A 25,646-nucleotide genomic window follows, 5' to 3' on the forward strand; every position below is an offset into this window, starting at 1 on the left:
ATTGTACCGCGTCTTGCGACCTTGTGGGGACGACGTCTAATTCCCGATACCAAGTTATGCGGCGAGCTTCCAATACGCCTTGCGAGATTTCTCCGGGCCGATGGGCGGCTGAGTCTGAACTTCGAAATCAAACTCGCCGGGCTCAAACGCAAGTGGAATTCGACACTTCGCAGGTTCGACGCGATTGAGTTTCCAGTCCAGCCAGCGGAACCAAGTCAACGTTCGCTCCCATTGCCGGATCGCCAAATACAAACGCTCCGCCATTGGATGATTCGGATCACGAATCTCGGTCAAAACGGACAACGCTCCGCTGGGGAACCCCTTTAATAGCAATGCTGTTGCGTAGTTTCGCTTGCTTGCGTTGCTGACGTCGGAACGTTCCAAGACGGTTCCGGGGACCAAGACGAACGAACGGTAAACATCGACGGCTTGATCGACCTTCCCCATTCGCATCAAACACACGCCGAGCATGTTTCGAAACTGAGAGTCTCGCCCCGCCGCCGATAATAGATTGGCAGCTCCGGCATAATCGTGTTTCTGGATCAAAAGTCCCGCTCGCTTGATCACCGGATCAAGTGCCGCTTCTTCAGAACCGGATCGCCGGGCTCCGGAGGAGGAACGCGATGATGCTTGAGAAGGGTTGTTGTGGTTGCGCGCAGACATAGAGCTAACTTTCGTGAATGATGAAGATGAATGTCGATTGAAAAATGAGGAACGACAATCGTTCCTAAATCTGCAATCGCACGTTCAAATCCACGAGAGTTCGCCGACAAATCGCTGAACTGCCAACCTTAAGTTTCCCGATACAGCACGAAGGCCGACTCGAAATCGCCGCCAGGCTCAGGTACGCCGCACTGCAATGTTGAAAACGCTCACCATCAATGCAGCGGGCAACAACCGACCATGCGGATAACGTCGGTAGAGTGGTCCAAGATCCGGCAACCTTAACGATTCTCGTCAGTGACAGACCATCCGCAGCCGTTGATTCCAGTTGGGTTGGATCGGTAGCCGATGAAGCCAAACCGACCGGAAGAACCTGGATCGCCGCCGCCAGAAAAACCAAACAAACCAAAGTTCGATCGACGAAACGGCGACGCCAATCGGGAAGCGATCCCAAAGAGAAAATATGGCGGGTGGTTGGTTGGTGTGCCATGGATTCAAAGTAGATGCGGTGAATCATCTTGACTGATCACCAAGGATCACCGCCGACAACTTCAAAGTATCGCTCAAGTTATCGAACTGACAAGATCAATTATTTCACAAACGCGATCTGCGGACCCCCACGACAGCGTCATCCCCGATCCGCCGTGGCCGTAACAGTGAACGACGTTGCATCGTTTCGAGTCTCGTTCGATGCGAACTGCGTCACGAATCGGACGCAAACCGACCAGACGAGCTTGCTCGGCCACTGCTTCTAATCCCGGAACGTACTGCCGGGCTCGCGATATGACGGCGGCGCATTGATCGTCTAACTGAAATGTGATCGGCTCACGAAAGTCAATCGGCTCGTTGACTTCGATTGCTGTTCCACCGACCAAAACATCCGAAACCGAACCGGCACGGGGCACAACGTATACCGGTCGCCCCACCAGCGGTCCGCCGGCGAACAACCTGGCGACGCGAATTCCTGGAGCATGCACCAAGACGGCATGGCCGGCCACCAACCTCATCGACGCCGTCGACGGGTCATCAGCACACAGGGATTTCGCGGCCGCGCCGGTGCAGTTGACGACATAATCGAATCCATCCCAAGATTGATCGAGCGATTTGATCCGGCGTCGCTCGATCGCAACCCGGCCTGATGACACCAGTTCTGACTCGAGCCAGCGAAGATAGTCCGGCATACGAGCGACGATACTGCGGAAACGAATACGATGAGTGAAAGCGATATCCGCGCCATCGACATGCAACTTGGTTCGGGAGGGAAACGGTTCGATTCGAAAATCAATTCCGGGCAGGTCTCGCCACCAATGCGTTTGATCGGTGGTCAGACTCAACGCCTCGACCGCGTCGTCGGTCATCCATTTATCGAACTCCACTTCGCTGATTCCGGGCACGTCCAAAGCCGCGAGTCGCTGAAACTCGGCCAAAGTATCGACCGCCCATTGGCGGTCGTATTCGCCAATCCAAACGGGCCCCCAGTACGCCGCCGCCACGGATGACGTGATATGCTCAATCGGTTGAGGCGAATAGAGTGTTACCTTGCATCCGAAACCGACCAAGCGATGGGCAACCGACAATCCGATCACCCCGCCCCCAATGACTGCGATGTTCATACAGTTTCAACGCTCATGATTACCTTGCTCGGTGATTTGTTAACATGGTGTTTTGCTTGCTCGTTCCCGCTTGAACCCATCCCGAGTTTTCCGTAGTCATGAATTGGTTCCCATATTATCGTTTTTGCATCTTGTTGATAATCGGCGTCCTTGGACAGTGTACCGTGTCTGAGACGATCAGTTTTGCGGACGAAGCTTCCGATTGCTTGGTGGGGCGTCGCCCCAACATCATCGTCATATACACCGACGATCAGGGATACGGCGATGTGTCGGCGTTGAATCCGAATGCGAAGTTCCAAACGCCGCACATGGATCGCCTCGCTCGCGAAGGCATCACGTTCACTAATGCCCATAGTTCCGATTCGGTTTGTACACCGTCACGATATGGTTTACTGACCGGCCGCTACTGTTGGCGGACGACGCTCAAACAGAACGTATTCGGCGCCGAGGCACCGTGTTTGATCGCCGATGGTCGCATGACGCTCGCATCACTGCTTCAACAAAACGGTTACCACACCGCGATCGTCGGCAAATGGCACTTGGGCATGGACTTTCCTGGAACCGCCGATAGTCGCGATTGGTCTCAACCGGTGCGAGACATGCCGTTGGACAAAGGTTTCGATTACTTCTATGGCGTTCCCGCGTCATTGAATTTCGGAGTTTTAGCTTGGTTCGAAAACCGTCATGCGGCGACTCCACCGACACTCTTGACGAACAAGAAAACGAACCCTCGCTATTTGGATTATCGAATCGCACCGCCTTATGATGTCACGACCGATCAAACCCAAGAAAGCCTGGGACGTAAAGGATTCGAGGTCGCTCCGGACTTCATCGACAACCAATGTCTAACCCGGTTCACCGACAAAGCCATCGAGTGGATGAAAAGCAAGACCATCGATGACCAACACGATAAGCCATTCTTTCTTTATCTGCCCTATACTTCGCCGCACTATCCAGTGTGCCCCCTGCCGGAATACCACGGCCTGGGTGAGTGCGGTGCCTACGGGGAGTTCTTGATTGAAACCGATCACCATATCGGTCGGATCTTGGCATTCCTTGAAAGCGGTGGGATCGATGACAACACTCTGATCGTCTTCACCAGCGACAACGGTCCCGAAAATCGATGGACTCAAGATCAGAAACAGCATAACCACGATAGTCGCGGTGGACTACGCGAAGGAAAACGATCTGTCTACGAGGGCGGCCACCGAGTGCCATTCTTTGTCCGATGGCCGGCCGGAATCAAACAACCCTCACGAAGTTGGGACGGTCCGGTCGGACAGATCGACGTGTTAGCGACAATCGCCGAATTGATCGCGGTACCTTTGCCAAACAATGCCGGGGAAGACAGCCACAGTTTTGCATCGGTATTGACGGATGCTGACTCGAAACATGAGCGATTGCCACTGATCAATCACGGCAACGACGGTCGCTATTCGATCACCGATGGTAATTGGAAATTGATACTGCTCTCTGCCAAGAAAAAAGGGGAGCTATACGACCTTGCCGTTGATCGCGGCGAACAGTCCGATCAAATGAAGGAACATCCACAGGTCGTTGATCGGCTCACCAACGCGATCAATCAAATCATCACGCGAGGCCGAACGACGCTCGGACCGCCTCAACCCAATGACACGGGCTATTGGAAAGATCTTTCGTGGATCACGGCCGATCGGTTCGGTGAACTGACCCGGTCACACTGACTATCGGATCAAACGTTCGGCCGCGATTGCAAGGATGTGCGGCGTGTCGAGACCTTGAAGATAACCGCTCTCACCGCTCAAACGCACTTCACTTCCGAGATGTTGTTTGACATCCACGCCGGGAGCCGGTGTGACGTAAGCGATTGTGCGTCCTCCGCGATCGGTGATCGCGTAGGGCGGCCGACTCGGATCCGCCGAATACACTTCGACGAGGAGTCCGGATTGCTGGTGAACTGGTTCAGTCGCCTTAAAGGCTACTTGATCGGCGGACGCACCGGACTGCGATTCATGGGGTTGAACGGATTGTTGGGGTGGAAAGAAGATCGGCGTGAAGGACGTTTGCGAAATGACACCCCGATTTGTCTCCGATGGAGGAAGCGAAAGTGCCGCACCAGCGATCAAGGTGTCACCGTCCCGGCGACGGGCGAGTAACTGATAATCACGTGCTCGAATCGCTAACTCGCGATTACCCTGACGTTCAGCAGCCTCGGCAACAACGGCTATTTCCGGAGCCGAAGCACCTCGAGCCATTAACTTGGAAAGCTCCATCGGCAACGATTCCGTCGCCGCCGTCGCGACGCTTTGACGAACCGCATCGAGCTGCTCGGCGGTGATCGTTCGCGTCCGGGCCGGAGGTGGAAAACTTCCGGGTGTTATTACGGTGGGGTTAGCGGAAACGGACATCGCGGAAGGAACTCCCAACGTCGCCACGGTAGGATCGCGAGGAAGATCGCCGGTAAATTGATCGCCGGCAAACTGATCGCCCGCGAAAGCTGCGGTCGGTTGGATGGGCGTATTGGCGGGGGTCACTAAACGCGGTACAGATGTGAACGCGACTTGAGATTGATTCGAGCGCAATCCTGGCTGGTCCGTTGCGTTGACCGTTTTCGGCGTCGACGATGACGCCAAATCCTCTTGAGTTACCATTGGCTGGACAGGAGAGATCGGCGAGGAAGCGGCCGGAAAAGCGGTAGTCGCGTCAGGGGCGGTGGTGGCCACAACTCCGCTTCCGATCGGAACCAGATCTGGGACCCGGCGGCTAGAACGTTCACTCGATTCAAATTGCCCTACCGGCATGGGTTGCGATGCCGGTTCGGATTGGCTGCCGTCGGCGCGTCGACCGTTAATGAGTGCCGACAACCCGTCGGTGACTCGTTGCGAAAAGCTCTGAGGATGATGATTCACGTGCCCAGTTTGCTCAGGTTGGTTCGATTGAATCGGCATCGCATCGATTTCCGCTTGTTGGTCGAGCGGTTCGAGACGACGTCGCTGTCGCGCATCAATGCGATCTTCGATTTCATCGATCGATAAGTCTGAATCCCGCGACTCTGGTTGCTCATCGGAGACCTGACGCAACGGTCGCGGGTGCATTTCAACCGGATTGGTATCGGTTTCCAAACTCGCTTGCACGACGGTCGGACCGGCGGGCAGGAACTCGATCGGTTCGTTCGCTTGTGTCGTTGCCGGATCTCGCAAGCCCGCGATCAACTCTTCGGCGGTTGTGACGGTTTGACTGCGATGGATCCAGCGAAACTCACCCGACGGTGGGACGATGCGGTACCAAATTTGTGGTCCGTCGGGACCGTCGCGTTCGCTGCTCCCGAGGATGGTAACGATCTCACCTTCGCCCAATTGAACCTGCCATCGATATCGGCGAGCGCGTCCCAGATTCGTGCCGATCCAGGCGACGGTCTTGTTCTCGATGACCTCTGCTTGAACGGCTTTTCCTGCGATCGCTGTCGGACGAATTACGCCGCGAGAATCGGCATCTTGTTCGTTCAGCAACTTCACCGTTTCAGCGGGAATCCAGCAAAAACTGTCGTCCGTCGGCCGGACACCCAGCCAACCTTCGGCGGTCTCCACATACACCTCGAGTTCTTGTCCGTGTCGCAGCGGATCGGTGCGATAATATTCACCCGACGGGCCGCATCGCAGATGAGCCGTTTCTTCGGCAACAAAGACCAAATACGGATCGTCAACCACGCCTTGGCCGCCCTCGGAAGACTCATCCGCCTGAAGCGGCGTCGAATTCAGGCCCAAGGTGCCGAACGTCAGCAAGAACAAGAATGGAATCAGGAGCGAGGACCGACGCATCGTGCGGCTTCCGTCGTGATAGGTGGAACGGTCGAAGGACTTCAATCTCCAGCGATAACTCGAAACAGGCTCTCGCATCAAGATCAATCCGCGGTTCACTTGTTTCGAATCGATCGAGTCAAGTCAATGCGTTCGACATCCCACGCGTTGTTCACTGGTGGTCAATGCGATTTCGAAGTCGTTCGAGCCTCTCCCGCCGCCGCTTCACTTTGGATCAACCGAGTCTCCGTTCGCTTGCGATCAGTGATGTCTTGGACGATCGCACTGACCGCCCTGACCGATCGGGACGCGGCGATTTCTCCGTGCGGATCGTTTTTGCTGAGGTCATCACCGTTGCCTGGAAGTTCAAGCGGGTAATAACTCGCCAACCATGTTTTCGGCTCTTCGCTCGCCGGCGTCTTGCCCACGATTTCGACGTTGAGCTTCGGTCGGCCGGTCCGAAAGACTTCCTCATAAATCGGAAAGAGCTTTTCGTGCAGATCGGGTAACAAGCGGTCGGCCCGTTCTCCGATATGTTCTTGCTTTGAAATTCCGTTGATCCTCGCGAGCGTTTCGTTGACTCGGAGAAATCGGTATTCGCGATCCATTAAAGACAAACCAACCGGCGCAGCTTCATAGATCAACTCCAGTTCATGCTTTTGCTCCAACAGCCTTTGCTGTGCGATGCTGAGCGCCACCTCCGCCTGTTGTTGGTCCTCAATGTCGCTGACCGTCCCGATCCATTCGCGAATGGTCCCATCTTGATTCTTGATCGCGACCGCCTCGGCGACAAAAGAGCGATAAGTTTGTGATTCGGCGTGCCAAATACGCCCACCTGATTGGTAGTGGGTCTGTGAGTCAACGGCCTCTTGCCAACGGCGTTTCAAGTCCGGCATATCATCGTGGTGAATCGCATTGAGCCAACCAAACTCACGATGATCTTGAAATGCCTGCCCCGTATATCGTTCCCACGAGTTCTGTGGATCGACGAAGCGACCAGCCGGATCGGTCGTCCATACGATACTGCGAGTCCCCTCGAGTAAGGCATCGTGACGTTCTTTGGCCTCCTGTAATCGTCGTTGCGATTCTTGACGCTGTGCGACCTCGTCCTTCAAACGCTCGTTCGTTTCGGCAAGCGAGGGAAAGTGCAGAACCATCATTGGCTGCTCAATGAGTGGATGGACCAGGTACTTGACGAACTGCGACGCGGGATAATGCGCCAGCAAAGCCCCTTCGCGGCCGGAGTGTTTTCCCTTCAAGGTGATCGTTTATCGCTCGAATGCAACACCGTGAAAAGTTCGTCGAAACCTTCGCGGCACGGAGAGATCAATGCGATCGACCAAGCTTGTCGGTCGATCGGAAAACCAAACCTGTCGGGATATGTGCTTGTATCGAGCGCAGAACCCTGCCCCATGTGTACGGCGACGGCCGCCAATGCGAACGTCGATGCGATTGTGTTCGGTGCCAGCCGACAAACCGTGGCGGAGGCAGGCTACCAAACGCTTCAACTTGGATGCGTCGAAATGATCCGCCTTACCGGTCAGTCGATCTCGGTGATCGGTGGGGTTCAATCTGACCGATGCGCACAGGCCTTGCTGGACAACCCCCATCCCTGATGAGACTTAACCCATTTTCAGGACCCGGCGGTGTTGGCTTGCAATCAACTCCGACTGGCGAATCCTTTGAGACCGATTCTTTCTGTGATGATCATTGGCGATACGGTATGCTGACAAACCTTTGAGCGAGCTGGCGGAGGTTGCCGGCTTCCATGTCCCCAAGCCGTTGGTGTGTGATGATTCGTTCCTATCGCGTGATTGTACTGGTCGCTTTTTTGATCGGGTGGGTTGTCGTGGATGCCGCCCACGCGGATGAATCGGCGGAACACCAAGCTCGGCATGAATCCGCAATCCAGGCTGCTCGCGAGTCGCTCGAAAATCAAACGCTCGACACCCCCGACGCGATCGTTCGCTTGGGCGATGCGTTGCTGCGGGGTGGCAATTGCGATCAGGCAGTCACGCAGTTCGAACGAGCCATTGACATGCGGCCTGAGTTGGAACCCTATCTCTGGCAACACGGCATCGCACTGTTTTTCGTCGGGCGATTCGACGATGCCAAAGCCCTGTTTGAGAAACATCGAATCGTCAACCCGCGCGACGTCGAGAACGCAGCTTGGCATTTTCTATGTGTGGCCAAAGCGAACGACGTGGCCACCGCTCGCAAGATCGTGTTGCCCGCCCCAGGTGACACACGAGTCCCTATGAAAGAAATTCTTCAGCGACTGTCCGGGGGCGATTTCGACGCAATCAATTCAGCGGTCAAAAAAACACAGGGAACGTCTGGCTATGTTAATGCATCGCTCTACGGCGATCTCTACATCGGCTTGATCGCCGACGCCGAAAACGACCTTGCGATCGCGGAAAAGCACCTATCCAGAGCCGCTCAATGTCCATTGACGCACTACATGGCCGACATCGCTCGCGTTTATGCGGCTCGATTGAAAACAAGAACCGTCAATGAACGTCAGGGCGAATGACCAGCACGAGCGCACGGTATAACTACCAGCGCGTTCACATCAAGCAACATGAAACGCCTTGCATCCCAAATGCAAGACGTGCTTCATGACTCGACGCGGGAAGTGGCATAGGCTTCCAGCCTCTTTATGCCCCACATCTTTTTTGACCCCCACGAGCTCGTCTCGTGGGTGAATATGTCTAGCTTGCCCACCTCGGCTTCCTACCAGACGAGCTGGCAGGGGAGCAATACATGAGGACTTGTGGGATATAAAAAGGCTAGAAGCCTATGCCACTGATTGTTCACGCGATGCTTAAGCGGCCTCAACCGACCAGGGATTCACCCCGAGCGTAACGCCCGAGTGTTTCTTGGTACTTCTTCTTACCCTCTTCGACGCTCTTGCGGATGGCCTTGGTGCTCTCTTCGCTTTCTTTGCGAAGCTCGGCGATCATTTGCAGCGATTCGATTTGGAAACCGCTGATCGAGTCGACAAGCTTTTGGACCGATTCCGGATCGATCGTGCTGCCGTAGCCCGCCTTGAGCGCCGCCCGTTCGAGCTCTCGTCCCAAACTTGCGATGTCTTCGAGCCCTTTGTTAACGCCTTCCTTCATCGCTTCGGTCGCTTGGGTGACCTCGTGGAGTCCGTGTTGGCTAGTGTAGACCGTTCCCAAAATCGTGAAGACATGTTCGTTCGTGGTGAAGAACGTCACGGCACGGCGGAAGACGCGTTCCTTGACATCGTGCGTCTGCTTCAATTTGGTGATCAGCGTTTCGCCGACGTCGTAACCGATCTCTAAGTTTTCGGCGATGTCTTTGAGCAGTTGGTAGGTCTTGTCTTCTTCTTCGAATCGGTGACGAGCTTCGTCGCGACGCAGTTCCAATTGGCTCTTGCCACCTTCGTCTTGTCCGGCGTACTCGTCAAGAGCTTTCTGCGCGTCGGACAGTCCGTTCTTGGCCGCTTCGAGGATCGGCACCTGCTGATCGAGTAACTCACGGGACAAGACTTCGGCTTCTTTGAGTGCGAAGCGGAAATCGATGTAGGCGTCCATGATCAACTCTTCGGTCTTCAAAGCATCTTTCGTGTCCTTGGCGACCGCGCCGTAGACTTCGATGATTTGTTCGAATCGATCACTCGGTGTCCCACGTCGCATTTTCATCCACCAGTTCGAAACCTTCTCGGTGCCACTGATCTTGCCGTCGTCGAGCTGAGCGATCAAGCGTTTGCTGTCGTCGCGAATCGAATCGAACATCTGAGTGATGTCCATGTATCGGTTACCGATTTCGACGCTTTCGATGTTCTCGCGAACCAACGCGTTGAACGAACTCATGTGCTTGATCACCTCGGCGATCGCGAGCACCTTCGCTTCGTCGAGATGCTTGACGCCTTCGAGCAGGCTGATCAGTTCTTGAGGGGCTTCGTTTTTTTCGCTTCCGAACTTCTTGAGCGTGTCGAGAGCCCGATCGAGATAATCACGCATCGAAGTCGACCGCGTGTCAAGCTGTTCTCGGGGGGGAGCTGACTGAGCGGCGGCGGAGGGTTCGGGCGCGTTGGCTTGTGCTTGCGAGCTCATGTCCAAATTCTCGTATGACGGTGGAAGACACGTGACTTGAATCGCCTATCCGAAAAGGGGCTGTCCCTCGTCGTCGAGGCCATCAATTTACTGAGACTGACAAGTTAAACTTCCCAACGCTAGCAGGCAATCAGCCATTGGGGTTATCTTGGTGCTTTGTCGCTGATGGCCCTTCACTTAATCCCGAGTCCGAATGATGACACGTCCCGGTGGTTCCGCCGCTCAGGCCCAGGCTCCCGCCCCGACTCAGAAGCCGGCATCGATGTCGGAACTGAACCGTCGCCGCGCGCAAACCAAGATGCCTGGCGAAGAAATGACGATCGCCGAGACGTTGCGTGTGATGGACGTCGCCCGCGAGATGCGGGAACAGCGTGAGACCGCCGAAGAGATGTTCCGCCACGACGAGGTCCGCGTCCGCCTTCGTGAAAAATTAATGCGAACGGCGGCCTTGTCGGGCGACCGAGTCACCGAGGCGGAAATCGACGCCGCGATCGACCAGTATCTCGCCGGTCGCCACGTCTACCAAGGCCCACCCAAAGGTATTCAAACGTTTCTGGCTCACTGTTGGATCAACCGCTATCGGATTGCCGCAGGGGCGGTGGCCCTCGGCGTCGCTTGGTCTTGGATGTTCCTTTAACCTACTTGGATGTTCCTTTAACCTATACGTGTCTTTTTCCCGTTCACCGGACGCTCCTGCTTCATTCTTCATTGCTGTTGGTTTGCCTCGATGCCGATTCCCGGACCCCATGTTCATCAACAATTGATTTCGGCCTATCACCAAACGGCGGCCAAGTTGGAACGGATTCGAGGTGAATTGGGCCAAATCGAAGTCCAACGCGAAAAACTCGAGGACGACCGTGAGCACACGCTAACCAAGCTGGCGACGTACTACCTGCCTGACCTGACGCCCGAGTCGATCCAAGAAACGTGGGCCGAGATCCGTCCGACGATGCGGGAAATTTTGCTGCGAAAACAAAATCGCGTTCGTGAGTACGAAGCGGATTTGCAAGACCAGAATCGCATCCGCAGCCACCTCGAAGACGAACTCGTTCGACTCAACACACGTTTGGACGAGGCCGAGAAGCAACAACAAGAGATTGCCGACCAAGTTGAAAAAGCACTTCGCGAGAACCCGCAATTCATCGAGTTATCACAACACGCATCGATGGCCGAAGCCGCGTTGGAACGGGCCGAAGCGAACTTGGACGAGATCAGCCAAGACGCCGCGAGAAAACTGCCGGCATATCAATCGTGTCGTCTTTTTAATTACTTGCTCGATCGCCATTACGGAACTCCGAAGTACGAACACAAAGGCGTCAACCGCCGGATGGATCGATGGATCGCGAAACTAGTCGACTATCCACAATCCAAACGCAACTACGATTACCTGACCACGACGCCAGCGACGATGCGGACGGTGATCGCCGAAGACCGGTTGGCTCTTGACACGGTCTTGGACGAATTGGATCGCCACCGAGATGAAGCCGCTCAGCAGTGCGGATTGCTCTCGCAAATCCAAACGGCCGAATCGCTCCGTCAAGAACGGGAGTCGATCGTGACGCAACTGGATCAAGCCTCACGTCAATGCGAAACGACCCAAAGCGAATTGACACGTTTAGAGGCCCCCCAATGTGAATTTCACGCCGAAGCGATCAGTGTTTTTCGCAACATGTTAGCGCAATCGACGTCCGATGACTTGCGGCAAGAGGCGCGGCGAACGCCCGAGATCACGGACGATCAAATCGTCGCTTCACTCCGCGGCATCGAAACGGAGATGACTCGCACCGATCGAACGACCGACGAGTGTGACGAACGACTTCGACTGGGACAGGAAGTTTATGAAGCGGTCGGTCGCTTGACGCAGCGGTTCCGGGCGTCTGGTTACGATCGCGGAAACTGTCAATTCTCTGAATCGCTTGACGTCGCCGGATTCGTCGACCGAGCCCGCAACGCCGCCGACATCGAGGACCTTTGGCAATCGATCCGGCGCTTGCAAAGCTGGGGACCAACCACGATGGACAAGATCACGTCGGTCGCCACCCATCCGATGACCCAGGTGATGATTAATGCGATGGCCCACGCGGCCGCTGGCGCGATGAGCGATCACGCCCGCCGCGCCGGTCAACGCGGCTCTCGTAATCGACGGGGCTGGTAACGCAACCTCGAAATGGGCCGTGGTCAATTCAGCGTCTTCGGGCCACAATGGATGGTTGCCGAAAGGGAGTTCGGCTTTCGTTTACTCTGAATCCCGCTTTTTCGTTGTCTGAATTCATGGAACAGTCTTTCCTCGCCTATCTCCGCGGCCGCACTCGCGGGTTGCCCCAGGTCGACGTTGGCATCGGCGACGATGCAGCCGTCTATGCCGTCGGTGATTCAGAGGTGAAACAGGTTGCCTGCACCGATCAGATCATCGATGGAGTGGATTTTCTTAGCGAATCCCAACCGCTCGCGTCGATCGGCTACAAATCGATCGCGATCAACCTCAGCGACATCGCCGCGATGGGGGCTCGCCCGACCGCCGCGCTAGTCACGTTGGCACTTCCCCAAGACAACGCCACCGAGATCGCCGGCGAAGTCTACGAGGGGATCTTGGAAGCTTGCCAAGAGTACGGCGTCGCAATCGCGGGAGGCGATCTATCGACCTACGATGGCGTATTGTCGATCAGTGTTACGATGCTCGGAACGGTGACGGGGCCGTGGCTCCGCAGTGCCGCCGTCGAAGGGGATGCTGTTTTCGTCTCGGGCTCGCTCGGTGGCAGTATCCTGGGGCGACACCTGCGGCCGGTCCCACGAATTCGATTGGCCGAACAATTGCGAAAACACGTCGACGTGCACGCGGCGATCGACGTCAGCGACGGGTTCAGCTTGGATCTGGACCGGATGCTCGCGGCCAGTCGCGTGGGCATCGAAATGGATATCGAACGAATCCCGATTTCCCAGGCCGCGAACGAGTTGGCTCAAACGACCGGTCGATCGCCGCTGCAACACGCTTGGAGCGATGGGGAAGACTTTGAATTGATTTTCACCGTTTCCGCAGACGACGCGCAACGCCTTGCCGACTTACCACCCGATGCACTGGAGACGCAAGTGACGCGGATCGGTACCGTCGTCGGACGCACCGGACTTTGGAAACGAAACCCCGGCAGTAAGCTCGAACGTGTCTTTCCACAGGGGTATGTCCATGGTGAAACCGATGTGGAGGCGACCGTCTCGCCATGAGTAGTGATTCATTTACATTCGCGATGGGAGAGTTCGAGGCGAGCTTTCCGGCCGACTACAAGTATGCCAAGAATCACATGTGGGCGCTGCCGATTTCCGCGTCCGGCGAACCCGATCCTGAGCATCCCGCGATGTTTCGATTCGGGCTGACCGCGTACGCGGTGAGGTTGCTGCAAGATGTTTATTTTTTGGACTGGACGGTCCAACCGCCTTGCCCGGTCAAGCTTCGTAGCGGTATCGGTTCGATCGAAAGTAAGAAAGCGGAAAGCGATTTGTTTTCGCCCGTTCAAGGGCAATTGATCACCATCAACCAAGCCGTCCTCGACGACCCGGCGCTGATCAATGCGTCCCCGTACATCGACGGTTGGATGTTGGAGTTTGAGGTCGATGCGAAGGATCGGGATGTTTTGTTGACACCGACCGAGTACCAAGAACACCTCCTCGAAGCTTGGGAAGTGGCCCAGCGAACGATCAAAGGCCAAGCCAACCAATGATGTTTGAACTGCGTTGTACGGTGCGAGATTGTCAACACATTCTGCAACGCAACGAATCCGGGGCCACTTGTGAAGCCGGCCATCATTTCGACCGCGCCAAGCAGGGCTATTGGAATCTATTGCAACCGCAAGATCGCAAGTCCAAACATCCCGGCGATTGCGATGAAGCGGTCTTGGCTCGGCATCGTTGGTTGCGACGTGGTTACGCCGACGGACTGATCGAAACGCTTCGTCATTGGACGAACGATGGAGAGCCCGATCAGCGAACGTTGGACCTCGGTTGCGGCGAAGGATCGTTCGGTCCGGCTCTATTTAGCAATTCTCCGCAATCCTATTGTGGCATTGATTTGTCCAAACGGGCGATCCGGTTGGCAGTCCAAAATTGGCGGGAAGCCACGTGGGTGCTGGCCAACGCGGATCGAGTATTACCGGTCGCCGATGCGAGTGTGGATCGAATTGTTTCGCTGTTCGGTCGCCGACCGGTGACGGAGATCCGCCGGGCGTTGAAACCGGGCGGGGATTTGATTGTGGCAGTGCCCGGCGAAGAAGACTTGATCGAACTACGCGAACGGGTTCAGCAATCGGGGCATCGCCGCAGTCGAGCAGAGGCCATCGTCGACGAGATGTACGACGTCGGGCTGGAATGTGTTGAGCAAATCAACTGGGCCGTAGCGGTGAACTTGCAAACCGACGCCATCGCCGACGCGATGGCAATGACCTATCGAGGCGTCAGGCATTCGCAGCAATCGCGATTGGAATCGATCGACGCGATGAAGGTGACCCTGGCGGCCGACTTGATGTTGTTTCGTGGATAGAAAGGGGTGTCGACTTTCCGTCGACGCGGCACTCACGCTGCATCCGTGATTGCAGCGATTCGCGTGAATTGAACGCGATTGGCCTAATCCCGACTTTCACTTCGGATTACCAATCCAACAAGGCTCCACCAATCTTTACTTTTGACGGTCTCGTCAATTGGGACCGATTACGAGGTCAATAGCCGAACAGCGCTTGCGGGATTTTGATCTAATCGTAACCCGACGCGTGACGACGTGTTGATTCAGTCCACATCGTAACCCGAAGCGTGAGCGAGGGATACATACAAAGGATTTAATGGCGATGAATCCCTCGCTCACTGGGTTGTTGATTTAGTCCTCATCAAAACCCGAAGCGTGAGCGAGGGATACATACAAAGAATTTAATGGCGATGAATCCCTCACTCACCGGGCTGTTGATTTAGTCCTCATCGAAACCCGAAGCGTGAGCGAGGGATACATACAAAGGACTTAATGGCGATGAATCCCTCGCTCACGCTTCGGGTTACGATTCAATCAACATGCCCTCACGCCCATCGGCTAATCGGGGTATGCGGTTACTGGTTAGGTGCGCAAAAAAAAACGCCCGATCGGAAGATCGCGCGTTTCGTGTTGATCGACAGTGTGTCTTGATCGACTAGGATTCCGAACCGGCTTCGGCGGCTTCGTTGGTCGAAGCGAGTGCCTTCACGGCGGCTTCGTACTTGGCACGAGCCAAAGTCAAACGAGCGGTCATTTCACAATGAGTCTCGGTTCCGTTGACAACATAGGTCGGCGTCACGCCGGCCTCCTTGGCCATGGCTTTGGCCGAATTCGGGCAACTGCAGGTTTCCTCACCAACCTTATACTTCATCGAAACCAACTGGGTTGCCTCTTCAACTTTCTTGGCCAACGTTCCGGCTTCGACGGGGCACTGGCAGCTCTTTCCGGCGATCGTCGTTTTGCCTGAAACTTGGCAGGTCGACGGCGTGGTGAAGGCGGCAACCATCGCTTCGGTCTTGGTCACCAAAGTCGTGAACGCTTCTTTTTCGGTTTTGAAGGTGTCGTCACCAACCTTGTACTGGATCGGTTGTTCGGCGGATTTTGCCAACGCGGCGGCCGACTCGCTGCAGCAGGTTTCTTGGTCACCGACGAGGAATGTCATCTTGGGCAACTTGGCCATCGCGGTTTGAACGGCACACGCCGAGGGGCATTCGCCGGATTTGGCATTGGTGCTGACCAGTTTGTCCGCGCAAGTCTTGCTGTTGCAAGTTTTTTCGCCTTCAACCGACGCACCGTCGGTTGCGAATACCGGGGCGGCGACCAAACCGAGGCAACAAACCGAGGCCAGAGCAAACATTCGAGACAGTTTCATGAGGGACTCCAAAAGCGTTGAGATAGATCGTGATTCCGCCCAACCTTGCCAACCAATTTACATTGTCGGCAAAAACGGAAGCACTTACCAAGATTGTGTGACTGTTATAATGGCCGAGCGGTGACGATGTCCGCCGCAATCCATGTTATTTGTATCAATAAATTCAGATTATTTGAAACAATGCAGCATCGTTTTGCTGCGGACGACCAATTTCCCGTTAGCGAGCGCTGGCGTTCCCAGAACACCCTCTTCCAATTGCACTTTCGTCGTGATTTCGGCTTCATCGCCACCGTCTTGGATGATTAACCCCAGCCCGGTTTGGTCGAAAACGTAGATTCGGTCTTCCGCCACGACGGGGGTCGCCCAAGTCGAGCCGAGACCTGAAAGCCGGGTTTTCCACACGATTTCGCCGGTTTCCAGATCACCTCGTAACAACACCGACCCTTTGAGCGAGTAGAGCCGTTCGCCGTCCGAAACAACGCTCGCGTTTCGCGGGGAGAGCTGATTTTCACGCCAAAGTTCCGTCGGCGTTTCGTTCTTGCCGGTGAGCCGGTAAGCAATCAGATCCCCGCCGGGGGACAGCAAACGATCACCGACAACGGTCGCCGACGCGATCGCGTCGCGTCCTTCGTCGAAACTCCATTGAACTTTACCCGAGCGGGCGTCAACGGCGATTAAATCTTCGCGTGATTGCAAGATGACGGTCGGTGACGACGAGCCCGTCGATAGCGCGACCGGTGACGACCAATTCGACATCGCAGGTCGTTGGATCCGCCAAAGATTTTCACCGGTCGCGAGGTCGATCCCGGCGGCGAACGAATCGCCCTGGCATTCGACCTGGACGACTACCGTGTCCCCGGCGATCACCGGCGAAGACGCCATGCCGACGTCATTGCCGGTCTTGGGATAGTCGCGACCCAGGCCGCGATACCACAGTAATTGACCGTCGACGCTGACGCAGGCCAGGTCATTGCTGCTGAAAAAAGCGACGATCCGTTCCCCGTCGCTGGCCGGCGAGGGAGCGGCGTTGGCACTGGTGGGGTGGAAATAGGGGCGACCGGTGGCGCGGAAACGTTGCTCCCACCGGGTCACACCGTCGGACAGGTTCAACCCGGTGATGAACAAATCCTCTTCATCGGGGCCGGACGAACTCGTCGAAACCACAAGGTCCCCCACGATGACCGGTCCGGCGACGCTTCGTCCTGGCATGGAGCGTTTCCAAGCTCGATTGCCATCGTCGCCGATCGCAAGCGTGGTCGGTCCCGCCGTCGCGACGCCGCGACCATCGCCGCGGAACCCGAGCCAGTCGGATGATGGCTCCAATGCATCGCACGTCCCGGCGCAGAGAATGGTAAACACCGCAAGAAGACTTCGGCCGCTCAATGTTCGGTTCAAGGAACCACCAAAGAATTGGCGACGGGATCGTGGTTTGAACGCGAGTAACTGATTCATGATTATTTCTGTCAAATGGAAGGTGGATTCGATCGAGTGAAGGCGAGCGGCAGATGCCTACTCACCGTCCGGTCGCAGTCCTTTACCCGTCGGGTCGGTCACGCGGCACTGAAACACCCAATCCTGGGCCCACGATTCGGTTTGTTCGTTCTGGCAGATTTTCAACAGGATTCGGTTGGTTCCTTTCTTCAATTGCACTGCAGTGTTGTATTGGTCGATCATTGAACCTGAGTGATAGACTTCGTTGGACATGACCAACTTCCCGTTAAGCCAAGTCTGATTGGCACAGATGCAACCGAGGCGAATCTGGGCTTCGCGATCGGAATCGGATTCGAATTCCGTATAAGCATAAGCGACCGCGCCTTTCTCTTTGTCGTATGCCGCAGCCAGGTCGACTTTGCCTTCCTTGCCGGTGGCTTGGATCGGTTGCCACTTAACGTCGCTGTTTTTGCCTTCGTAGGACGCATCCAAATCCACCCGTCCGGTCGATGTGAAGTTAGCTTCGGGCGGATATATGCGATCAAACCCGACACCGCTCACATTATCGAACGGCCCGATGACTTGCCAGGTTTCGATCATCGCGAAAGCCTCGGAAGTAGTGATCTCATCTCCGAGGTCGTTGAGTTTCTTTAGGACGCTCGCCAATTGAACCGGATGCCGTGCGGCGGCTAACGTCTCACGCAGTGCGGCCTTGGCTTGTTCGGGCTGGTCGTCGATCAAGGCTTCGACTTGGTTGAGTTGACGTTCCACTGCCATCTCCCGAATCAGCAGACTCGGATCATTGAGGCTTGCGTCAAGTTGTTGCTCGAACGCATCGGGCGCCGCAGCTTTAAGCAAAATCATCGCGGTCGCGCGGCCCGGCGGACTGTGCTCGGTATCGGCGATGTACGCTTGAAGAGCATCCTGATTGGGGACGCCGGATCGCGTCACGATGTTCCCGGCGATCCCGCGTAACCAATTCATGGAGACCGGATCGGCGTTTCTCATCGCTTCGAGTACGGTGAAAATCTCCGACGAGGGCAAGTCACTCAGTCGGCGGGCCGCCGATTGGGCGATTGCGAAATTTTTGCCTTCGGCTTCGATCGCCAGAATCGTTTGTAGGTCGGCCGCTATCGTCGGCGACGCTTCACCGGGTTGTTCGGCCGACAATTCAGGCGGAGATCCGAGGAATGAAACAACAAAAAACCCAGCCACCGCGAGCGGTAGCCACGTCGGACGAGAGATGTCGAAGATCATGTTGAGCGTTCTCAATTGCGGGCATATGAAGTTCATCCGCGACCGCGAATCCGTCCTCGGTCATGGGGCAGGCTGCATATGATACCAGAATTGACAACCTCGCTACTGGGGATGCCGCGTCGGGCAAGTGCGGTGACTTTCCGTCACCGCACGGCTCGTTGATTCGATTAGCCGTACCGCGTTAGCGGCGGTTAATCGGACGCCAGCGGCGTGTTGATTGAATCGTAACCCGAAGCGTGAGCGAGGGATTCATCACCATTAAGTCCTTTGTATGTATCCCTCGCTCACGCTTCGGGTTTCGATGAGGACGAAATCAACACGCTGTTACGGGCTGGTTGATCTAGTGGATTATTCGAAGCCGATGTACGAAATGCCAGAGGCGTAGGAGGAATTGGACTGGATCTTGCCGATCGCTTCTTCCATCGCATAGTAGTTTTGCAGCAGCCGTTCTCGCTGGGCTGCCAGGCGCAAATTCATCGCGCTGACGCGTTCACCGTTCCGGTCGAGCTGATTGTTGAGCGTCAACGTTTTGTTGATCAACATTCCGTTATTGGTGCCTGCGTATCGGTCCGCCAGATCGCTCAATTGGCCGACCATTCCGATGTTCTTGTCGGTAGTCGGGTCTTTGCGATTGAAAAACTGTTCGACGCCTTCGAGATCTTCGGCCAACGCGGCCTTCAGCTTCGTTTCGTCGACCTTGAGCTTGCCGGTTTCGTCCAAACGAACACCGACCTGGGCCAGCGATTGGAAGCTGCTGCCTCGGATGCGGCTGGTCAAAAGCCGGCCGTATCCGTTTTGCATTCGCAACGTTTCGGTGGACCCGAATAGCAATCCGACCTCGTTGGTGTCGGCATCGAAGGCGGTCACTTCGTTGATCTTGTCTTGCAGCTTGTTGTACTGATCGGCAAACCTCTTGATCGCGGTCACAATCCGGTCTGGATCGTCTTCGACCGAAATGTTGACTGGCTCGTCGGAGAGCTCTTTGACGGTCAGGTTCAATCCCGTGACGGAGTCCTCGAATACGCCGTCGCTCGAACTGAGGAACCGTGCGGTGCCGCCGTCGGTTGATAGGGAGATCACCGCATCTTGTGCTTGGGAAACCGTTCGCAACGTCAGGTCCAAGCCTTCGGTGTTGACGCCGATGCGGCCGGCTTGACCGGCCTTATTGGACCGGATCTGCAGCGAGAATGTGCCGTCGTCGTTGGCAAGTACTGATGCGTCGGCGTACCGTCCCGACGTGTTGATCTTCTCAACAATCGAATCCAGGGTATCGTCGGCCGTGATATCGATGGTGATCGCTTCGCTGCCGGTTGCCGTGCTGGTGGCCGCGGTTCCCGCCAAGCCTAAGTTTTCGGCGACCTTGCCGGTACCGGTGTCAGTGATTTTCAGCTCAAGCACGCCGCCGGCCGTATCTTCGATCTGAATTCCATCGCCGGCTTCGTTGAGCGAGGCGGTGACGTCGATCGAGAGGCCGTTGATCTTATCGACTAGGTCCCCGATCGTTTCGATTTCGTCGGCAACAATATTGATCGCGCCCGTCGCGCCGCTGCTATCGCGAATCGTGAAGCTACCGGTACCGACGCCTCGGCCTTGGTTGAGCGACGCGAGTTCGGTCTCCAGCGTCACGGTTTGCAAGTTCAAATCAGCGCCGTCGATGATGTCCGACTCGGCGGTTCCGGCGATACCGAGTTTGGCGGCCGTCTCATCGTCGCTGCTGATGACGAACGATCCTTCGCCACCGGATACGTCGCGTAAACGAATGCCATTGCCGGCATCGTTGATTCGGGCGATGAGCTCCAGGCCGGAGTTATTGATCGCGTCGATCACTTCGCCGAGCGAGCTTGTGTCGCTGACATCGATCGTCGCTTCGGAACCGTCTGACAGTGTGATGTCGAACTCTGTCAGACCCGTCAATCCGGCGCCTCCGCCGAGTTGCGACAGCGAGGCACCTCGCAACGAGTTGGTTCCCTCGGGCAAATCGATCGCTTTACCGTCGACCGTCGAGGAGGCTTCGTCGATGCCCCACAAGCCCAAGTCGGCGGCAGTTTCGGCGCTACCGAGTTGTTCGACTTTCAGGTTCGAGTCCGTCGCGCCGGTTTGGTCGATTAAGCGAATCTTGCCGTTCTTGGTCGTCGCACTGATTCCAACGTCCGCGTCATTAATCGCTTGCAAGACGTCGTCGATCGTCCTTGCCGAAGTCAAGTCGACTTCGGCGGACTGACCGCTGCGATCAGTCAGGCGGATCTTGCCCGGTTGGACACCGAGGCCATCGTTGAGCCCCGATAATTGAACTTTTTGATCGACGAATCCGCTGGGCTGGATCGTGATCTTTCCCGTTAGGTTGAGGGCTTCGTCGCTCGTGTCGAATCGCTGTGCCGATTGCACATTGTGTGTCGCCGCGGTCTGCAAGGTTCGAATCAGATGTTCGCCATTGATTGGCGCATCCCCGGTTTTGACCGAAACGGCGGCCTCGTTCGATGAGGTCGCCGCTTTGCTGCGGAATAGGCCCGGCACGCCGATTCCGTTGCCGGCCAATTGCACACCGATGACGGTCGCCGTCAACGAAGCGACCTGTTGCTGCTGCCCCTGGATCTCCTGGGCTTTGCGGAGCAATCGGTCGCGCGGTTGAGCACTGATGGCCATTAGCTGATCGACGGTGCCGACAATGTCGGTTCCGGTGACGAGTCCGATGGAAGATTGCAAACGGCCCATAAGGCATTGCTTCAGGGGAGGCGGAATTCGTAGCCGATTTGACTGTTATCAGTGTTATCGGCAAAGTCGGTTGAGTCAGGCCAACGAATCTGTTGGAACCTGCCATCCAAAACCTAGGTCCACTTCCCACCCCGAGCGTGTCGGTAAACGAAAAAACACCCGCTCAGGCTGGCGGGCCCGAGCGGGTGCTTTCGACTTTAATGATGATTCCGATGGCGATGGGCCGTTCTAGCCGAAACTCATGGCGGGTTCGGCTAGGCTCGGTTGTTTTAGTCCTCATCGAAACCCGAAGCGTGAGCGAGGGATACTCAAAAGGGAATTAATCGCGTTCAATCCCTCGCTTACGCAGCGGGTTACGATTCAATCAACAGACCGCTAGCCGGAGCTTCTACTGCAACGAACGAGGCTCTACCAAGGCCCGCGGACGTAGTAGATGCCGAACTGGTCGGTGTGGCTGGGCCAATTCGGGGTCGGATAGAACATGCCCGCCGGTGCGGCACCCGGCGTGGAAGCGTTGCGACCGAATTGATGATAAATCGGGTGATTGAGGTTTTGGCTGACCCCCCACGAGTACGTTTGCCGCATGTGCGCGGTCGGCGGCACGACCAAAGCGGTCGGTTGGCCGTAGTTTTGGTAGTAGTACGCCCCGTGCCACGGACGGTTTTGAGCGTAATTTAGGTTCCAAACGTGGGTCATGCCGTAAATATCACTCGCCGACGCCGTTGATTGGATCGTCGACAGCGATTCAACGGCCACGAAGACGACCAAGCAAACCAAGAGTTTTCGAATCATGACAGTGTTTCCGGAATGGGGGTGGCAGCGGTGGTTGCGGACTTTCTAACGAGGGATCCGCAAGACATTCCAGTAAAAATTCTTAACCGCCGAATGCACCGGCGATGTCGAATACTGGACTTTGGTGCGATTCATCCCACGACCGTTGTCATAATAGTTATGAAATTTGTCGGTGTGCGGGTAAAGAAATTCGTGTGGGTAAAAAGGCTGGTAGGTCAAGTACGTGTGCCCCACATTCGGGGGAACCGGCACCGGAGCTACGTACATTTGAGCGTTGGCCGAATTGGCCGGGCCCTGCGTATAAAAGTTGTAAAACAAATCAGGCTGGCCGTATTGACGGTTTTGAACCCCGCCGCCGCCGCTAACGACTTCGCCTTCGTAGGACTCGCCCACGGCGACGTCGCTGACCACCTGCGAACTGACCACCCGCTCGCCGCCGCGATGATGACCGCCAAAAGCCTGGGCCGAAGAATGACCTACAACGATCGCCGCCGAAACCGCTGTCAAGATGACAAATAGACGCTTCATTTGTGCGTTCCTCCTTGAACGACCGCCAAACCGAATTACTTATTGAGGGGTTTCGGATTTTCAGCCGCCGTTGATTCAGTCGGAGAGCTTCGGCTCGGATCTTCCGAATTTCGAGACGAATCGTTGTGAGCGTGATCGCAGACGCATTCGACACAAGGACCCCAGTCGTTAGGGTTTCGCTATCGGGTCCAGGGTCGCTATAACCCCCATTTCCGAAACCCATTCCCCACTTAACCCACCGGTATCCTGGCGTGGCAAAACGTCGATCATCTTCCAACGGACGCCCTGGAAACGAACGCTCCAGCAACGAAAAAAAATCAAGCCGATCCCGATCCAACGGTTTTGATGAATCCTTGCTCAAGGAAATCGAGAACATCCCGCTGCGGTTGGCCGCCCAAGAGCGGTATCTGAACTATTCGTTATCGGTCATCACGTCGCGTGCCCTCCCCGACGTCCGCGACGGGCTCAAGCCGGTCCAGCGGCGGATTCTCTACACGATGTTCCAGCAGCGTCTCGACGCGACGGCAAAACATCGCAAGTGCGCCAAAGTCGTCGGCGACGTGATGGGGAATTACCACCCGCACGGCGACAGCTCGATCTACGAAGCCCTCGTGCGGATGTCGCAGGCGTTCTCGTTGCGAATGCCGATGATCGACGGCAGCGGCAACTTCGGCAGCATCGACGGCGACAACGCGGCGGCGATGCGATACACCGAATGCCGCATGACCCCGATCGCGTCAGAAGTCCTCAGCGATCTATCGACGCGGACGGTCGCTTTCAAGCCGAACTACGACGGCACACGGGAAGAACCCGTCGTCCTGCCCTCGCGGGTGCCCAACCTGCTCGTCAACGGGGCAACCGGGATCGCCGTCGGCATGGCGACCAACATCCCACCGCATAACCTCAAAGAGGTGTGCAAGGCGTTGTTGAAGTTGCTCAGTGATCCGGAGATCAAGGACTATCAACTCGTCGCCGGTGACGCGATCCAAGGCCCCGACTTTCCGACCGGCGGCACCATCGTGAACACCAAAGAAGAACTTCGCGAAATCTACGCGACCGGTTCGGGGACGATCAAATTGCGTGGCGTCGCCAGTGTCGCCGAATCGACCAAGACCGGCGACATTTTGCGAATCACTGAAATTCCGTTCGGCGTCAACAAAGCGTTGATGGTCGAGCGGATCGCCGAACTCGTCTACAGCAACAAGTTACCGCTCGTCGAAGAAGTCCGCGATCTTTCCAGCGAAGACATCCGCGTCGACTTGCACTTGAAGAAAAACGCCGACGCCGACAAGGTGCTCGCGTTCCTTTACAAGAACACGCCACTGCAAACGAACTTCAACGTGAACTTGACGTGTCTAACGCCGACGGAGAACCCGGAGGTCGGTGCGCCGCGTAGGTTGAGTTTGAAGGAGATTTTGTGGTACTTCCTGCATTTCCGTTTGGATGTTTTGACGGCGCGGTTGACCAACGAACTCAACTCGCTTCTCAAACGAATCCACATCCTCGAAGGCTTCGCGTTAATCTTTGACGCCCTCGACACGATCATCAAGATCATCCGCAGCAGCGACGGCAAAGCCGACGCGGCCGACAAGATCATGAAGAAGTTCCCGGCCGATAAAGGCGGACTCGACGCCGAGCAAACCGATGCGATCTTGGAACTGAAACTGTATCGCTTGGCGCGGTTGGAAATCAACTTGATCCTCGACGAGTTAAAGGCCAAACGCAAACGCGTCAAGGAAATCGAAAAACTGCTCGCCGATGATCGCGAAGACTATCTGTCCTCGGGACGTTGGAACATCATCCGCGAAGAACTCAACACGCTCGTCAATGATTACGGCGGCGACGTCGCGGGACGACGACGCAGCCAAATCGTGACGCAGTCCGAAGAAGTCGAGATCTCCGAAGAAGACTTCATCGTCGCCGAGGATTGCCACGTCCTGGTCACCGTCGACGGATGGGTGAAACGGCAAAAACAGATCGCCGATCCGACGAAGAGCCGATTGCGACAAGGTGATAAGATCCTCACGTGCGTCGCCGGCAACACGCGGGAAACGATCGCGTTCTTCAGTTCCCTTGGGGTGTGTTACACCGCGCGGATGCAGGACCTGCCCGCGTCGACCGGTTTCGGCGAACCGATCCAAAAGTTGTTCAAATTCAAAGACGGCGAGCGGATCGTCGCGGCCTTGTCGATGGACCCTCGTTTGATCGGTGATTTGACGGAAGACCCCAAAGGCCAATACTATCCGGCGACTCACGGGCTCGCCGCGTCGAGCGACGGTTATGCGATGCGGTTCGGCATGCAAGCGTTCGCCGAACCATCCACGCGCGCGGGCCGTAAGTTCGCCCGCGTTAAACCAGGAGCCTCGATCATCGACGTTGTTCCCGTTCACGGCACCGAAACCATCCTAGCGGTCTCGGCCGATTGCCGCGCGATGGTTTGTCCGGTCGACGAGATCAACTACTTGTCCGGTGCCGGCAAAGGAGTGTTGTTGATCAAACTCGCCACCACCGACCGGTTGCTCGGCTTCAAGCCCTCGACCGGTGACCGAGACCTCATGACCGTGGTCACTAATCGCGGCGCCAGGAAAACGATCTCGACCGCCAAGTATCGGGTGACCGCGCGAGGCGGACGCGGCATCGAACTACAAAAGAACGGCAAGATCGCCGAAATCGTCGAAGACCCGATCGAAGCACCCGTTGTTTTTGAAGAATGAGTGATCAGTGTCCAGTAACTAAAACTTAAACCTAAACTTAAACTTAAACCTAAACTTAAACCCCGCGCTCGGAACCTTATCTAGAACGTATTCGCAACGGTTCTCTTTGGCAGTGAATGGCACTCGGAAAGCGACCGACAAAGGTAGGTGACGAGAGTTTAGGTTTAAGTTTAAGTTTAAGTTTAAGTTTAAGTTTGAA

The 25,646-nt window shown here is 56.0% G+C and carries 21 protein-coding genes; 9 read left to right on the plus strand and 12 right to left on the minus strand.

Annotation, left to right across the window (positions count from 1 at the left end; all coding sequences use genetic code 11):
• Positions 1–54: 54 nt before the first annotated feature.
• From Pla100_RS07990 to Pla100_RS08000, 3 genes are all read right to left on the minus strand, one after another.
• Entirely contained in the window at positions 55–663 is a 609-nt protein-coding gene (locus Pla100_RS07990; protein ID WP_197167766.1) for a tetratricopeptide repeat protein, read from the minus strand.
• 64 nt (positions 664–727) lie between these two features.
• Positions 728–1,180 (minus strand): hypothetical protein, encoded by a 453-nt coding sequence (locus Pla100_RS07995; protein ID WP_197167767.1) that lies wholly within the window; start codon positions 1,178–1,180, stop codon positions 728–730.
• Between the two features lie 46 nt (positions 1,181–1,226).
• Positions 1,227–2,276, minus strand: a complete 1,050-nt coding sequence (locus tag Pla100_RS08000) for an FAD-dependent oxidoreductase (RefSeq protein ID WP_146577120.1) — start codon at positions 2,274–2,276, stop codon at positions 1,227–1,229.
• A gap of 164 nt (positions 2,277–2,440) precedes the next feature.
• Here Pla100_RS08000 and Pla100_RS08005 point away from each other — a divergent pair, with 164 nt between their 5' ends.
• Positions 2,441–3,979 carry a sulfatase family protein gene (locus Pla100_RS08005; RefSeq protein ID WP_231602827.1) on the plus strand — a complete coding sequence of 513 codons (1,539 nt, stop codon included), beginning with the start codon at positions 2,441–2,443 and terminating at the stop codon, positions 3,977–3,979.
• Here Pla100_RS08005 and Pla100_RS08010 read toward each other — a convergent pair whose 3' ends face one another.
• Together Pla100_RS08010 and Pla100_RS08015 are read right to left on the minus strand one after the other, a co-directional pair.
• The gene (locus Pla100_RS08010) at positions 3,980–6,073 is read right to left on the minus strand and encodes a hypothetical protein (RefSeq protein ID WP_456238268.1); all 2,094 of its coding nucleotides are present in this window, start codon (positions 6,071–6,073) and stop codon (positions 3,980–3,982) included.
• A gap of 161 nt (positions 6,074–6,234) precedes the next feature.
• Entirely contained in the window at positions 6,235–7,212 is a 978-nt protein-coding gene (locus Pla100_RS08015; protein ID WP_146577123.1) for a PAS domain-containing protein, read from the minus strand.
• 18 nt (positions 7,213–7,230) lie between these two features.
• On the opposite strand from Pla100_RS08015, the gene Pla100_RS08020 reads away from it, so the two are divergent.
• Both Pla100_RS08020 and Pla100_RS08025 read left to right on the plus strand, forming a co-directional pair.
• A complete protein-coding gene (locus Pla100_RS08020) occupies positions 7,231–7,668 on the plus strand; it encodes a nucleoside deaminase (protein WP_146577124.1) in 438 nt (145 codons plus the stop codon).
• Positions 7,669–7,844: 176 nt separating this feature from the next.
• Complete coding sequence (locus tag Pla100_RS08025; protein WP_146577125.1) at positions 7,845–8,585, plus strand: tetratricopeptide repeat protein; 741 nt, start codon at positions 7,845–7,847, stop codon at positions 8,583–8,585.
• 301 nt (positions 8,586–8,886) lie between these two features.
• Here the strand turns inward: Pla100_RS08025 and Pla100_RS08030 are convergent, their stop codons facing one another.
• A complete protein-coding gene (locus Pla100_RS08030; RefSeq protein WP_146577126.1) occupies positions 8,887–10,134 on the minus strand; it encodes a cell surface protein in 1,248 nt (415 codons plus the stop codon).
• 193 nt (positions 10,135–10,327) lie between these two features.
• Between Pla100_RS08030 and Pla100_RS08035 the strand changes: the two genes are divergently transcribed.
• The 5 genes from Pla100_RS08035 (at position 10,328) to Pla100_RS08055 (ending at position 14,662) form a co-directional block, all read left to right on the plus strand.
• Positions 10,328–10,771: a DUF6384 family protein gene (locus Pla100_RS08035; RefSeq protein WP_231602828.1), complete on the plus strand. Its 444-nt coding sequence runs from the start codon at positions 10,328–10,330 to the stop codon at positions 10,769–10,771.
• A gap of 90 nt (positions 10,772–10,861) precedes the next feature.
• Positions 10,862–12,289, plus strand: a complete 1,428-nt coding sequence (locus Pla100_RS08040; protein ID WP_146577127.1) for a hypothetical protein — start codon at positions 10,862–10,864, stop codon at positions 12,287–12,289.
• 116 nt (positions 12,290–12,405) lie between these two features.
• Positions 12,406–13,353 carry a thiamine-phosphate kinase gene (gene thiL / locus Pla100_RS08045; protein ID WP_146577128.1) on the plus strand — a complete coding sequence of 316 codons (948 nt, stop codon included), beginning with the start codon at positions 12,406–12,408 and terminating at the stop codon, positions 13,351–13,353.
• Positions 13,350–13,847: a glycine cleavage system protein H gene (locus Pla100_RS08050; protein ID WP_146577129.1), complete on the plus strand. Its 498-nt coding sequence runs from the start codon at positions 13,350–13,352 to the stop codon at positions 13,845–13,847. The genes thiL and Pla100_RS08050 overlap by 4 nt, the downstream gene beginning before the upstream one ends.
• Positions 13,844–14,662, plus strand: coding sequence for a methyltransferase domain-containing protein (locus Pla100_RS08055; protein WP_315853453.1), 819 nt, complete (start codon positions 13,844–13,846; stop codon positions 14,660–14,662). The genes Pla100_RS08050 and Pla100_RS08055 overlap by 4 nt, the downstream gene beginning before the upstream one ends.
• 634 nt (positions 14,663–15,296) lie before the next feature.
• Here Pla100_RS08055 and Pla100_RS08060 read toward each other — a convergent pair.
• From Pla100_RS08060 to Pla100_RS08090, 6 genes are all read right to left on the minus strand, one after another.
• Positions 15,297–16,013, minus strand: a complete 717-nt coding sequence (locus tag Pla100_RS08060) for a hypothetical protein (protein WP_146577130.1) — start codon at positions 16,011–16,013, stop codon at positions 15,297–15,299.
• Between the two features lie 168 nt (positions 16,014–16,181).
• Positions 16,182–17,465, minus strand: a complete 1,284-nt coding sequence (locus Pla100_RS08065; protein WP_146577131.1) for an outer membrane protein assembly factor BamB family protein — start codon at positions 17,463–17,465, stop codon at positions 16,182–16,184.
• 57 nt (positions 17,466–17,522) lie between these two features.
• The gene (locus tag Pla100_RS08070; protein WP_146577132.1) at positions 17,523–18,737 is read right to left on the minus strand and encodes a hypothetical protein; all 1,215 of its coding nucleotides are present in this window, start codon (positions 18,735–18,737) and stop codon (positions 17,523–17,525) included.
• Positions 18,738–19,049: 312 nt separating this feature from the next.
• A complete protein-coding gene (fliD, locus tag Pla100_RS08080; RefSeq protein ID WP_146577133.1) occupies positions 19,050–21,413 on the minus strand; it encodes a flagellar filament capping protein FliD in 2,364 nt (787 codons plus the stop codon).
• Between the two features lie 408 nt (positions 21,414–21,821).
• Positions 21,822–22,205, minus strand: coding sequence for a hypothetical protein (locus Pla100_RS08085; RefSeq protein WP_146577134.1), 384 nt, complete (start codon positions 22,203–22,205; stop codon positions 21,822–21,824).
• 45 nt (positions 22,206–22,250) lie between these two features.
• On the minus strand, positions 22,251–22,733 hold the full coding sequence (locus Pla100_RS08090; RefSeq protein ID WP_146577135.1) for a hypothetical protein: 483 nt from the start codon (positions 22,731–22,733) through the stop codon (positions 22,251–22,253).
• Between the two features lie 251 nt (positions 22,734–22,984).
• On the opposite strand from Pla100_RS08090, the gene Pla100_RS08095 reads away from it, so the two are divergent.
• Entirely contained in the window at positions 22,985–25,447 is a 2,463-nt protein-coding gene (locus Pla100_RS08095) for a DNA gyrase/topoisomerase IV subunit A (RefSeq protein ID WP_146577136.1), read from the plus strand.
• The last annotated feature ends 199 nt before the right edge of the window (positions 25,448–25,646 follow it).

The sequence above is a fragment of the Neorhodopirellula pilleata genome, assembly GCF_007859915.1.
Taxonomy (GTDB): Bacteria; Planctomycetota; Planctomycetia; order Pirellulales; family Pirellulaceae; genus Rhodopirellula; species Rhodopirellula pilleata.